This is a genomic window from Pantoea sp. SOD02, assembly GCF_024707505.1.
GTDB lineage: Bacteria > Pseudomonadota > Gammaproteobacteria > Enterobacterales > Enterobacteriaceae > Pantoea > Pantoea symbiotica.
Genome location: NZ_CP102604.1, coordinates 1,747,854 through 1,760,379, shown reverse-complemented (window position 1 = coordinate 1,760,379; position 12,526 = coordinate 1,747,854). Strand labels below are relative to the sequence as shown.

Genomic DNA, 12,526 nt, shown 5'->3' with positions numbered 1-12,526 from the left:
GATCACCTCGGCTGTGAGGGTTGGTCTGGTGTCACCGCGCTCGCCGCGGGCGTCGCCGCTGCCGCAGGGGCCGTTGCAGCAGCCGGCGCAGCCGGTGTCGCAGAGGAACCTGTTGGGGCAGTCGACGCAGCCGGTACAGCGGGTGCGGTAATGTCGGGAATAATTTGCGCCGGGTCGCTTACCTGAACGGCATCGCTCTCGGCATTCTCTTTTTCAATCGCCGCTTCGGTGTCGTGATTCAACACCAGCAGGCTAATGCGGCGGTTGACTGCATCATTAGCACCACGGTTTTTCAGCTTCATGGTGTCGGCCATACCGACCACACGCAGCATTTTGGCGCCGTCGAGGCCACCAATCACCAGCTCGCGCCGTGAGGCATTGGCACGATCCGCCGACAGTTCCCAGTTGCTGTAGCCACGGTCGCCGTTGGCATACTGGAAATCATCGGTGTGACCCGCGAGGCTGATTTTGTTCGGGATATCATTCAGTACCGGCGCGATAGTGCGCAGGATGTCGCGCATGTAAGGCTCCACGTCCGCGCTGCCGGTTTTAAACATCGGGCGGTTCTGGCTATCGATAATCTGAATGCGCAGTCCCTCTTCCACCATGTTGATAATCAGGTGCGGGCGCAGCGCTTTCAGACGCGGATCGGCTTCAATCAACTGGTCGAGCTTTTCACGCAGGCGATTCAGACGGATCTCCTCCAGCTTCTTCTTCTGCGCATCCATATCGACAATCTTCTTTACTTCACCCTTTTGCTGCGTTGGATCGTCGCCGCCGCCAGGGATCGGGCTTTCACTGTCGCTGCTGCGCTGACCGCCGGTTAACGCCACTTTCAACGGCGTTTTGAAGTATTCCGCAATTTGGACCAACTCTTTGGGGCTGGAGATGGAGAGCAACCACATCACCATAAAGAACGCCATCATCGCCGTCATAAAGTCGGCATAGGCAATCTTCCACGAACCGTGGCTCCCATGGTGACCTTTATGTTTGCGCTTTTTAACCAGCACAATGGGGCGATTGCCTGCTTTCATGAATTCTCATCCGAAGTTTGTTTCGCCGGGTTCTTGGCGTTACGCACGTGCTCTTCCAACTCTGAGAACGATGGACGCTCGGCGGAGTACAGCGTTTTACGACCAAATTCCACGGCGATTTGCGGCGCGTAACCATTGAGGCTGGAGAGCAACGTCACCTTCACGCACTGCATCATCTTGGTGGTTTCGGCACATTTCTGACGCAGCACCGACGCCAGCGGAGAAATAAAGCCGTAAGCCAGCAAAATTCCAAGGAAGGTACCGACCATCGCGTGGGCTACTAACGCACCCAGTTCGGCCGCCGGACGGTCGGCTGATGCCAGTGCGTGCACCACACCCATTACCGCCGCGACAATACCGAAAGCCGGTAAGCCATCACCCACCGCCGATATACTTTGCGCTGGTACTTCGCACTCGTGCTCATAGGTCTCGATCTCTTCATCCATCAACGCTTCGATTTCAAAAGCGTTCATATTTCCGCTGACCATTAAACGCAAATAATCGGTAATAAAATCGACTAACTGTTTATCGGACAAAATACGCGGATAGTTAGCGAAAATTTCACTCTGGCTGGGATCTTCAATGTCGCGTTCTAATGACAACATGCCTTGCTGACGTGATTTCGCCATCAGGCGATACAGCAGCGCCATTAAATCCATGTATACCGCTTTGTTATATTTCGAGCCGCGCATTAACAATGGCAGCGCTTTTAATGTTTTCTTAATCGATTTGCCATTATTGCCGACTAAAAAGGCACCAATACCGGCACCGCCGATAATGATCAGCTCCGCCGGTTGATATAGCGCGCCTAAATGTCCGCCGACCATCGCGTAGCCGCCCAACACGGAGCCGACGACCACGATATAACCCAGAATTATCAGCACAAAAAATCCTTACGTCCGTAACGTGTTGATGGAAGTTAAGCCAGAGAGCCGCAGGTGTTATTCGTTTATCGCAGGCAAAAAAAAAGCAGCGGTATTAACCGCTGCTGGATGTTTTCCACGATGCGAACAAACTTAAACGGCGCGTTTAACCTGTTCATCCAGCAGTTGTGGAAAGGTATCGGCAGAATCTGCAGAAAGTTTACGTCTTTTTACGGCACGTGATGGCGGCTGGCACAGGCTGCAGACAAAGCTGCCGACGGGCTGGTGCGCGTGGTTAATAAAGCTTCCACCACAGCACTTACAGTCAGAAAGTTCCAGCATGCCGCTTTCAACGAATCGCACCAGGGTCCATGCACGCGTTAGCGCCAACAGCGGGCCCTCGTCCGATTGCGGACACTGCTCAAGATACAAGCGATAAGCTTTGATTACCGCTTCAACGCCACTGTTCAAGCCGGTTTTCAGCAGGAACTGCCAGGCGTTACAGAACATAGAAGAGTGGATGTTTTGTTCCCAGGTCATGAACCAATCAGTAGAGAATGGCAGCATGCCTTTCGGTGGTGGAGCACCACGCAGTTCTTTATACAGTTTAATCAGGCGACCACGGCTCAGCTGCGTTTCACTCTCCAGCATTTGCAGTCGTGCGCCCAACGTAATCAGCTCCATTGCCAGCTGAATATCGCGCGCTTCCTGAACAATACTTTTTTCGGTCATTAAACTGCCCTCTTCTTCGCGGAGACGTCATCTTTAGACGCATTCCGCAGCAGGCGGCTGGATAATAAAATACCGGTGTGGATTTGCTGCAAGTCATCCACGCGTGACTCTTGAGTCAAACGATTAATATGGTTGTGATCGGTAAAACGGAACTGGCAAACCAGTTGATTGGTTTCCGCTAATTTTACCATCTCAGGTAAGGTTAATTGCGACAATGCATCAGCCATCGATTCATCGATGCCTAAACGAAACATTGCTGAAGCTTTTTCCTGGTTAATTAAACGCTGAGCAAGAAGCAAATATGACAGATTGATGTCATATATATGTTTTAGTAATTCTGATGTACCCATTTTTTTCCATCCTGATAGACGCGACACATATACGGCCACAGAATTAAATTGTTCTATGGTTCGGGCTGCTGGTTGGTAAATCTAAAGATGGCAAAAAATAATCAGGCTTGAGCCAACGCGTACCTAACTGTTTCACTTCCCGTCAGGACACTGATCAGTAGTAATCAAAACTCCAGGCCATTCTTTGCTTGAGTAGTAACCATCTTCCGTGACGTCTGCTTACAGTTTTTTAAGACTAATCTGAAAACAAGGCAAATCTATATCGTCTGATTTCGACATACAACGTGAGTGGCGCGAAATTTTAGATAAAGTGTGATCTGCGTCACACTTTTAAGGCAAATTTTTTCGCTAACCCTTCAGCATCGCTTTTCTGTTGTCTGTTTTTTGCGCGATTTCTGATTATTTCTTTAATATTTTGCTGAAGTAAGGCGGATTTTAGGCTCTGCGGAAGATTGTCATTACAACGCGATCAGATATCTGTTTTGTTGGAATTAGAGTGCTATAACGCGCCATATAAAGAATTATATGCAGCATAATACTCTGAATTAGCACGAAACTATTCGCTTCTAAATTAATCACTTACAGGGAATATTGCCCATGTGCCGTAAAGCGAGACGCTAGCGAAGCGTGAAGACTGGGCGTAGAGCGCCTGGGAACTGTCAATGGATTGTAGGGAGTGTTTAGCGCACGGCAGGGGATGTAACAGAGCGTTACATTAGAGAAATGAATGAATCGGTGTTTTTTCGGTTTGCTACGCGATTACTATCGGCGTACCACCTGAGATCTTTAGGGTTGAGATGAAAAAAAGCTTTTTTGACCTTTCGATTGCGTGCTTTTTAACCAAAATGTGCGCTTTTTGCTGATGAGTCAGCGCATTAGCGCTTAAAGAAATGAAATCGATTTCGTGAAGTTAGGATGGCGCGTGAAAACGCTGTGCAGTGAAGCAGAAATGAGGTTGCGATGGATGGCGTAATAGCAGGAAGTTTTTGGTGAGGAGATTGTCATTGACGGCTGGGAGTTTTTGGAAAGAAGGTCGCCATTAATGGCGACCCTACTTGTTGGGTGCGTGTTACGCTAATTTCGGAAAGGTAGCGACTTTATTTGCCGTGCCGTGATCGTCACTGCGTACCGGCAACGTATTTAAATCTTTCAGGAAGCTTTCGCGCCAGTGCGAAATATCCTGTTTACGCAACACCGCCATCATGTCGTTATAACGCGAAATACGTTCGGTACGCGGCATGGTCAACGCGCGGTCCAGCGCCGCTGCCACCTCATCACGATCGTATGGATTGACGATCAGCGCCGACGTCAGCTCATTGGCCGCACCGGCAAAGCGTGACAATACCAGCACGCCAGGATTATCCGGGTCCTGCGCGGCCACATACTCTTTCGCCACCAGATTCATGCCGTCACGCAGTGGCGTAATCAAGCCGACGTTGGTGAGACGGAAGATCTTCATTAACAGGCGGCGATCAAAGTGCTGATTGAGGTAATAGAGCGGCGTCCAGCCCAAGGTGCCGTATTTACCGTTGATGCGCCCCGCTTCCGTTTCCAATTGGTGACGGATGTCCTGATAAGCCTGCACGTCGCCGCGCGAAGTGGGCGCAATTTGCGAGTAGCGCACATTGCCGCGATGCTGCGGGAAATTCGCCAGCAAGGCTTCAAAGGCGAGGAAACGCTCCGGCAACCCTTTGGAGTAATCCAGACGCTCGCAGGCGATGATGTTCTGCAAATCGCCCAAATCACGTTTCATCGCCGCCATTTTCGGTGGCAGTGGCCCTTCCGCCATCTCTTTAATGGTGTCCGGCTCAATACCAATCGGATAGACCTCGGTCATAAAGGTGTTGCCGAAGGCGCGATGCTTCTTCTCTCCTTTATTCTGCAGCTGCGTCAGCTGGCTCAGGCTATCGAGGAAGGCAACGCGGTCGGATTCTGTCTGGAAACCCAGCAGGTCATAGTCGCACAGCATCTCCAGCAGTTCCTGATGCGGCGGCAACGCGTTGAAGATCTCAGGCGTTGGGAACGGGATATGCAGAAAGAATCCGATGCGGTTATTAATGCCCTGTTTGCGCAGTTCGGCGGCAAACGGCAGCAGATGGTAATCGTGGATCCACAGAATATCGTCAGGCTTGAGCAGCGGTTTAAGGCGCTGCGCCAGCAAGGTGTTGACGCGGCAATAGCCATCCCAGGCTTCGCGCTGATACTGCACCAGATCGAGACGATAGTGGAAAGCCGGCCAAATCACGGTATTGGAGAACTGGAGATAATATTGATCGTAATCGTTTTGATTCAGCGGCAGTGACGCGTAGGTAATGCCGTCTTTTTCGATCTGCGAAAGTTCTTCATCTTCCTCTTGGCCCGAGAATTCGCTGATCTCTCCGTTCCAGCCAAACCATAATCCTCCGGTATCTCGCAGAGCATCCAAAATACCGACAGCAAGCCCGCCTGCGCTGGCCTTGCTACCATCGGGAATCGCGATACGGTTAGATACGACGACTAAACGACTCATAACCTAAACTCCTTACCCACATTGTCATGTTCTAGTTGTAATAATAGTTGTTCAAGCCAGTGCCATACGGCCTCAACGCTGTCGAGGCGATAGCGTGCATGACTGGCCCCTTCACCGACTTTGACAGAAATGCCCTGCATGGCGTTGACCGCGAGAAATCCTTTTTCGTCTGTCAGGTCGTCTCCCACAAATACCGGAATGCGTCCGGCAAAGGGCGCTTCCTGCATAAATTCACGTACGGCGGCACCTTTATCGATGCCTTGCGGCTTCAGTTCCACCACGCATTTGCCTGGCTGTAACGCCAGCTCGGGAAAGCGTGCGACGGCGTCTTCGGCCAGCTGCATGATGGCGTTTTCATACTGCGGCGCATTGCGATAGTGCAGCGCAAACGCCATGCCTTTCACTTCTAAAAGCGTATTCGGCCATTGATCCAGCGTCTGCTGCAGTTCGGTTTGCAGCGTTTGCGCCACATCGCCCGGCAAGCTGTGGCGATGAATGCGGCCTGCCGCATCGCGGCGTTCTGCACCGTGCACACCAGCGGCTGGCGCTTCGAGGGGTGCCACTAAGGCGTCAAGTTGCGCAATTGGACGTCCGGAAACCAGCGCGACTGCGCCGTGGCTGAGATTGGAAATTTGTTGCAGGAGCTGGCGTACCGAGGCGGGAATGGAGACCGACTCGGGCTGCGACTGAATCGCTGCCAGCGTGCCGTCGACATCAAAAAAGAAGGCATAAAGTCCGCCACTTAACGACGGCAAGGTGCTGTTCTGATTAACCGCGGGGGTCACGACTCTTCTCCTGTCTTGTGGAATTTACCATCACAGGATGTTCGGAGGCTGGCTGGGCGATCGAGGCGGTTACAACCGCAGAAGTGTGTGCGAGGAGGTTTTGCAGATAACACGGAATTTCGATAGATAACTCTCCACAAACAAACATCATTTGAACTCACTCGCCAGGCTGACTGCGAACATCGTCAGCTTTAAGTGTAGACGCAGATCACGATATTGCCAGATTCATGCGGCTTCGCTATAGGATAAGTGGCAGTTTTAGGGGTTATGCCGCAAAAGAATCGCCTCACGGGTTTTTCATACGCTTCGCTTATTTCTGGCAGTATTACGCCCTTCTCCCGCCTCAATTCCCGGATTATGCCGACTTGCATCCGCCGCGCGGATTATCATATGGTGCGTTTACCGTGCGGCTACAGCGCGGAAATAGAGCCCTGAACCGCATAGATCACGGCTTTTAGATCCATTCAGGCAGGAATCCGGATGATGGAAAACCGATCGACATCACATTTTTCATATGTCATGGCGGGTGAACGACGATGATCCCGCAGAGTTACAGCCAACGCGTTCACTTCTATTACTGCATTCTGGTCGCCCTGAAAATCAACGCTAAAACTAAGAAGTCTGGCGGCGTGCGCGGCAAGAATAATTTCCTGCTGAAATGGCTGCGTAATGCGCAGAACAACACCATTTTCCCGCCGGATATCACCAGCGAGATTGAGTGGCTGCGCGCCAAGATCATCAGCTCCGGGCCCGACACCGACCTGGAACCAATGCTGCAATATGTCTACGACACCGCAAAGCGTGCCGAGACCCTGCGTTTAGGTTCGTGATTGTTGCGCCGGTTCGCCGGCGCGTTTCCTGCGTAGTTCTACCTATTTCCCTGCGTATTCAACCGCATGTTTTCCCCCTCTCGCATTACCTATGATTCGTCATCAGGAACAGTCGCGTTCCTGCTTTCCACCTGACGAAGAGAATGGATTCAGATGAAATTAAAACTATTATGCTGCGCGCTGCCGTTGATGATCATCGCCGGTTCGGCCGTGGCAGCGGATGTGAATCAAGGCTATTACGCTTCGGCGAAATATCTGCAAAACCAACAGAATGCCAAAGAGATGAACACCAGCGCGCGTCCGGGCGTCGGACAGTTTGTCGCGGGTAACGAGAAGGCGCATCAGGCCACTGCCGCGCTGGCACTCGGTTATCAATGGGGCAACGGCTGGCGCACCGAAGGTGAATACACCTTTGGCCAAAGCGCGGAGTTCACCAGCGGTTCATCCACCTTCGCCACCAGCTATAACCATCTGCAAACTGACGTGCAGCGCCTGATGTTCAACCTCTATCGTGATATCGAACTTGGCTATAACGTTTCGCTGTACGGCACCGCGGGCGTGGGCGTGAGCAAAATCAAAGCAGGCGGCTGGCAAGGCGTGCCATCGCGTGAGTACGCCTCAAGCACGCAAAACAATCTCACCTACAGCATTGGTGCCGGTCTGAGTTACGCGCCAATTGATCGCATCGCCATCGACGTCGGTTATCGCTACGTGGATATGGGCAAGATTGAAAGCGGCTATAACAACTTCGTTAATGCTCGCGGTTATAAGGATGAGCAAATGAAAGCCCATCTGGTTGAGAACCAGTTCACGCTGGGCGCACGCTATTTGTTCTGATGCGTTAATTTTTCGACTTCCCCTGATCTCGCGTTGGGGGAAGTTTGCCCGCAAAATTCCAGACCTGCGGAAACCACGTTTTTATTGAGAAATCTCAATACCTGCCCGCCGATTACCCCGTAGATCTAGATCAGGTTAAATCTTCTTATCTTGATGAATTTAATCGAAAAAACATAAATATGGCATCTACGTGAAGGTAATTAATATGATTAACAGAATGATCCTCAATGAGACCGCTTATTTCGGTGCGGGCGCGATTAATTCGATTGTCGATGAGATTCACAAACGCGGTTTTACTAAAGCGTTGGTGGTCACCGACAAGGATTTGATCAAGTTTTCGGTCGCCACCCGCATTACCGATCTGCTGGCGCAGCACGACCTCAGTTTCGAGATCTATGATGAAGTGATTCCTAATCCTACCGTTGATGTGGTGCATGCGGGCGTCGATGCTTTTCGTCGTTCGGGTGCCGATTATCTGATCGCAGTGGGCGGCGGCTCGCCGCAAGATACCTGCAAAGCCATCGGCATGATGATTGCCAATCCCGAGTTCAGCGATGTGCGCATGCTTGAAGGCGGCGCCGCCACGCGTAATCCTTCCGTGCCGATCATTGCGGTACCGACCACCTCGGGCACTGCGGCGGAAGTGACCATCAATTATGTCATCACCGATGAAGAGAAGAAGCGCAAGTTCGTCTGCTACGACCCGCACGATATTCCGGCGATTGCTATCATCGATCCCGACATGATGGCCAGCATGCCCGCCAGCCTGAAAGCGGCAACCGGCGTGGATGCGTTGACCCACGCCATTGAAGGCTACATCACGCGCGGTGCGTGGGAACTCACCGACATGTTCCATCTCAAGGCAATTGAAATTATTGGCCGCTCGCTGCGTGACTCGGTCAAAGGCGTGCCGGCGGGCGTTGCCGATATGGCGCTGGGTCAGTACATCGCCGGAATGGGCTTCTCGAATGTCGGATTAGGTCTGGTGCACGGTATGGCGCATCCGCTGGGCGCGTTTTACGGCACGCCGCACGGTATCGCCAATGCAGTCCTGCTGCCGCACATCATGGCGTTCAATGCCGAGCATACCGGCGAGAAGTACCGCGCTATCGCGCATGCACTTGGCATGGAAGGTGCCTATGCCTGTTCATTAGCCGACGCACGTGCGCTGGCGATTGATGCGGTGATTACCCTGAACCACGATATCGGTATTCCGCTCAGACTGCGTGATATCGGCATGCAGGAGCAGGATGTGGATGCGCTCGCTGCCGCCGCCTTCGCTGATGTGTGTACGCCGGGCAATCCGCGTGAGTGCAGCGTTGAAATGATTAGATCGCTTTATCGTGAACTGTTCTGATTAATGCTAAATAGGCAATGCTGAATGAACAGCATTGCCTGTTATTAGCCGCATCGGTTATTCCCGTTTTATCGCCAATTACGCTAGGTCTATCGGCAGATTAATCTGGAAATTTTGCTTAATATTCGGTTATGAGGCGTTCTCTTTGCAGGATGTGCCATAGTTCATGTTGATATGAAATATAAAGGATCCTGCTATGTTTGGCTTTTTAACCTCTCTTTTTGGTAGTCCAGAATCATTAGTGCAAGTCATGACGCGCCAGGACATTCAGGAATCGATTGAGGAAGGTGACAGAATTATTATTGATGAAGACGGTAACGCTTCGGTTAATCCATTGAGTCCTGAAGTACAGCGCGATTTTGCCCATCATGTCAGCACATTAAAGGATATTTAAATGGGCACGGCGATATTTATGGTAATGATGGTATGCGGTTATTGGTATACTAGCCGCGACATGTCGAGCCGTTTGAAAATTAAGCGCTCTTTTGGCTGGGATGTCTATTTTCTTATTGCACTTTATGGCTGCATATTTGTACTGCAAGGCGTGTTGGCGACCGCCATTATCTGGCTGATTCTGCTGGCCGCATCCGGTGTGAACAATGCCTTTGCCCTGACTTCTGCGGAGAATGTGCACTGGAACGTCGATTTCATGACGTGGAGTTTTTTAGGCATTCAGGCGCCGGTAGTGCTGATGTTGGCCTTTGCCATTCTGTTCTGCATGTATCGATCCAATTGGGCGGTGAGCGCTCGGCTTAACGCCGGTGGGCGCAAAGAGCTGTATCAGCGCCTTTCACGCTCCAACGGCATTGAACAATTATTGCTGCAGTGCATGGAGGAAGGCGAACTGGCGTGGGTCACGCTGAAATCGCGCCGTATCTATATCGGCATGATTCACGCGGCGACCTTTGAGTATGCCAATACCGCCAATATTGTGTTGATCCCGATGCTGAGCGGCTATCGCGATTCACGCACGTTAAATCTGGCAATTGAGCATAATTACAGTAAGTGGTACCACAATCACGACATTGATTTCTCTTCGTCGCCGAAAAGTGCCCTTGAGTTTCGCAAAGTGATTATGGTGCACCAAATAGAAAGTTTGTCGCTGTTTGATCCGGCTAGCGCCAGCGCATTAGCCATGGATAAGCAAAGCGGTAATAAACGCAAATGGATTAGGAAGTCTGCGCCTAAACGCGACTATCCATAATTTAATAATCAAAGATGCTGGCTTAATTTTTTATGTTGTACCGAGCCAGCAACACTCCATAATAAGTCAAAATAATAAGGTAATCATGATGGACTTTAAAAAGTTCGAGGCCACTCTTCAGCTGTGGGGGGATTTACACTTCACAGGAATTGAATTACAACAGCGTGATAATAAAAGCGAAATTTACGCCACCGGCACCAATAATCATACCCAGAGTCAACTTTATATTTGCACGCTTTCTACTGAGATTGCGTCACATATTCAGTTAAAACAGTTTCGCACATGGTTACACAGAATTAACATTGGTAAAGCAAAACGCCGGTTGGCTCTGTTACGAAAGGAGTAATGACATTGTCCCCGCGTGGGGGACAGCGGAAAATATCAGGCGTCGTCAGGCGTATAGCCCACCACAATTTCCAGCGTTTTGCGCAGCACATCGGCTTCAGCATCACTTTCTGCGGTTTCCAGCGCCATAATCAGACAAAGAATAATCGATTTATTACTGACGCGCCCTTCCGTGGCCAGCACGTGGCGGATAACCCTATCCAATACGGCAGCTTCGTTTCTTAACGTACTGTCTGCATTGCGAAAATGCTCTGCCAACTCGGTATCAGGCAGTGCAGCATAGAGGTTATGATTTTCCGACATGATTCCAGTCCCGTGATTGCGTGTGTGCCCGCATTGCTATGTCCTAAACGCGAGCCAATCGGTCAATGTTTACGATTGTTGCCAGACTGCTGGTTATGACCAAACAGCTGGAGAACGTTATCTCTTTGCGGCTGCTCTTCGCGCAGTTTTTTCCCCGCCGAAATGCTGTTGCGCACATCGGTGATGGCGGCAGTAATCGCCTTACGCTGTTCGTCATCGGTGCTCTGCTGTTTCATCAGCGTCAGCTGATCCATCAGCGCCTGAGTATTAACGGGACCCGGCTGCTGCAGCAACGCCAGCGCGGCTTCGCCAATAATTTCATCGATTATTTTCTGCTGTTCACTTCTATTCATAACGAATCATTCATAACGAATCTCTGATCGCCGCTTCGCCCCGGTGCGGGGCGAAGCCAGTGTGGGAGCGTATTCAGAGTAAAATTTTAATACTTGTACAAGTTTGACGTCTGACAGGCTCTCAGCTTTCGCGTTCGAATAATAAGCCAATCAGCTGATGATAATGATGCTCTTCTTCGGCATTGGCGGCCAGTTCCAGTCTGCGCAGCAGCTTGGTGCAGAGCGATTTGCGGTTGAGATTACGGCCTTCGCGTAAGATTTCAACCACGATCTGACCCAATGTTTCCTGCTGCGATGGCAGCGACGCTTTGCTGAAGTAGTTGGCAATGGCCTCGACTGAACTCGGCGTGTATCCGTTCTGACGCATAATTGACCCCAATAATTAAAAAAGTTAGGTCATTTGACCTAAGTAAAGTTGTACAGATAGCAAAAAGCTGTACAAGGAGCTTACTCAAGTTAGCAGGCGGGATTTGTTGCAAAAAGTGCTAATAAAGGTGAATTAGGATAATTGGAAAGCTTTTATTTCCAAATCCGTGCGCTCAGCGCCGAAAGTCATCGACGCGTGAGCTTATTGGGATGGTCAACTGTCGTCGGCGTCGGCCGAGGGCATTCTGACGCTGCCTTCCTGACGGCTCAACCCGCGCAACGCGGAATGGACGCGGTTATCGCTGCCCGCCGGTTGACGGTGCGTGAGCAACCATTGCTGAGCCTGGGCAATGCGCTGCTGCTGTTGCGTGTTTTGCTCTTTTCTCGCCATGCGCGCGAGTTCTGCCAGCAGTGAGGAGACGCTGACATCCTCACGACGTAGCAGTAACGCATAGGCCGCTTCGCCGATAATTTTAGGTTGCGAATCTGACATCTTCTACCTCCTGAGAATATGGGCTTACGCTTGGTTCTCACTACTCACTATAGATCATCAGCGTGGCGCCTTGTTAACAGAAAGCTCTGGTTATCTTGGGTTTTTGTTACTAACACGTTATGGTAACTGCCCTTCGGTGGCCTCTGCTCGCACCGACGATGTGAT

General features: G+C 51.0%; 16 protein-coding genes. 6 read left to right on the top strand and 10 right to left on the bottom strand.

Going from position 1 to position 12,526, the window contains the following annotated elements; all coding sequences use genetic code 11:
• Nucleotides 1-2: 2 nt before the first annotated feature.
• The 6 genes from motB to otsB form a co-directional block, all read right to left on the bottom strand.
• Nucleotides 3-1,034 (bottom strand): flagellar motor protein MotB, encoded by a 1,032-nt coding sequence (gene motB, locus NR302_RS08215; protein ID WP_258144972.1) that lies wholly within the window; start codon nucleotides 1,032-1,034, stop codon nucleotides 3-5.
• Nucleotides 1,031-1,918, bottom strand: coding sequence for a flagellar motor stator protein MotA (gene motA, locus NR302_RS08210; RefSeq protein WP_007891047.1), 888 nt, complete (start codon nucleotides 1,916-1,918; stop codon nucleotides 1,031-1,033). The genes motB and motA overlap by 4 nt, the downstream gene beginning before the upstream one ends.
• Nucleotides 1,919-2,050: 132 nt before the next feature.
• Nucleotides 2,051-2,629 (bottom strand): flagellar transcriptional regulator FlhC, encoded by a 579-nt coding sequence (gene flhC / locus NR302_RS08205; protein ID WP_008102852.1) that lies wholly within the window; start codon nucleotides 2,627-2,629, stop codon nucleotides 2,051-2,053.
• Nucleotides 2,629-2,979 carry a flagellar transcriptional regulator FlhD gene (gene flhD, locus NR302_RS08200; RefSeq protein WP_008102850.1) on the bottom strand — a complete coding sequence of 117 codons (351 nt, stop codon included), beginning with the start codon at nucleotides 2,977-2,979 and terminating at the stop codon, nucleotides 2,629-2,631. The genes flhC and flhD overlap by 1 nt, the downstream gene beginning before the upstream one ends.
• A gap of 1,069 nt (nucleotides 2,980-4,048) precedes the next feature.
• Complete coding sequence (otsA, locus tag NR302_RS08195) at nucleotides 4,049-5,488, bottom strand: alpha,alpha-trehalose-phosphate synthase (protein ID WP_258144971.1); 1,440 nt, start codon at nucleotides 5,486-5,488, stop codon at nucleotides 4,049-4,051.
• Nucleotides 5,485-6,273: a trehalose-phosphatase gene (gene otsB, locus NR302_RS08190; protein ID WP_258144970.1), complete on the bottom strand. Its 789-nt coding sequence runs from the start codon at nucleotides 6,271-6,273 to the stop codon at nucleotides 5,485-5,487. Before otsB ends, otsA begins: the two co-directional genes overlap by 4 nt.
• A gap of 536 nt (nucleotides 6,274-6,809) precedes the next feature.
• Here otsB and NR302_RS08185 point away from each other — a divergent pair.
• The 6 genes from NR302_RS08185 to NR302_RS08160 all read left to right on the top strand — a co-directional run bounded on the left by NR302_RS08185 (nucleotide 6,810) and on the right by NR302_RS08160 (nucleotide 10,847).
• Nucleotides 6,810-7,103 carry a hypothetical protein gene (locus NR302_RS08185; protein WP_154152545.1) on the top strand — a complete coding sequence of 98 codons (294 nt, stop codon included), beginning with the start codon at nucleotides 6,810-6,812 and terminating at the stop codon, nucleotides 7,101-7,103.
• 153 nt (nucleotides 7,104-7,256) lie between these two features.
• Nucleotides 7,257-7,940: an outer membrane protein gene (locus tag NR302_RS08180; protein WP_258144969.1), complete on the top strand. Its 684-nt coding sequence runs from the start codon at nucleotides 7,257-7,259 to the stop codon at nucleotides 7,938-7,940.
• Nucleotides 7,941-8,145: 205 nt separating this feature from the next.
• A complete protein-coding gene (gene fucO, locus NR302_RS08175) occupies nucleotides 8,146-9,297 on the top strand; it encodes a lactaldehyde reductase (protein WP_258144968.1) in 1,152 nt (383 codons plus the stop codon).
• 196 nt (nucleotides 9,298-9,493) lie between these two features.
• Complete coding sequence (locus NR302_RS08170; RefSeq protein ID WP_008102837.1) at nucleotides 9,494-9,691, top strand: hypothetical protein; 198 nt, start codon at nucleotides 9,494-9,496, stop codon at nucleotides 9,689-9,691.
• The gene (locus tag NR302_RS08165) at nucleotides 9,692-10,501 is read left to right on the top strand and encodes a hypothetical protein (RefSeq protein WP_008102835.1); all 810 of its coding nucleotides are present in this window, start codon (nucleotides 9,692-9,694) and stop codon (nucleotides 10,499-10,501) included.
• Nucleotides 10,502-10,586: 85 nt separating this feature from the next.
• Nucleotides 10,587-10,847: a hypothetical protein gene (locus tag NR302_RS08160; protein WP_154181509.1), complete on the top strand. Its 261-nt coding sequence runs from the start codon at nucleotides 10,587-10,589 to the stop codon at nucleotides 10,845-10,847.
• Nucleotides 10,848-10,882: 35 nt separating this feature from the next.
• Here the strand turns inward: NR302_RS08160 and NR302_RS08155 are convergent, their stop codons facing one another.
• From NR302_RS08155 to NR302_RS08140, 4 genes are all read right to left on the bottom strand, one after another.
• A complete protein-coding gene (locus NR302_RS08155) occupies nucleotides 10,883-11,149 on the bottom strand; it encodes a biofilm development regulator YmgB/AriR family protein (RefSeq protein ID WP_008102831.1) in 267 nt (88 codons plus the stop codon).
• A 62-nt stretch (nucleotides 11,150-11,211) separates the two neighbouring features.
• Nucleotides 11,212-11,502: a hypothetical protein gene (locus NR302_RS08150; RefSeq protein ID WP_179451180.1), complete on the bottom strand. Its 291-nt coding sequence runs from the start codon at nucleotides 11,500-11,502 to the stop codon at nucleotides 11,212-11,214.
• A gap of 121 nt (nucleotides 11,503-11,623) precedes the next feature.
• Nucleotides 11,624-11,869: a regulatory protein YcgZ gene (gene ycgZ, locus NR302_RS08145; protein WP_007891089.1), complete on the bottom strand. Its 246-nt coding sequence runs from the start codon at nucleotides 11,867-11,869 to the stop codon at nucleotides 11,624-11,626.
• A 213-nt stretch (nucleotides 11,870-12,082) separates the two neighbouring features.
• Nucleotides 12,083-12,361: a hypothetical protein gene (locus tag NR302_RS08140; protein ID WP_008102827.1), complete on the bottom strand. Its 279-nt coding sequence runs from the start codon at nucleotides 12,359-12,361 to the stop codon at nucleotides 12,083-12,085.
• Nucleotides 12,362-12,526: the final 165 nt, after the last annotated feature.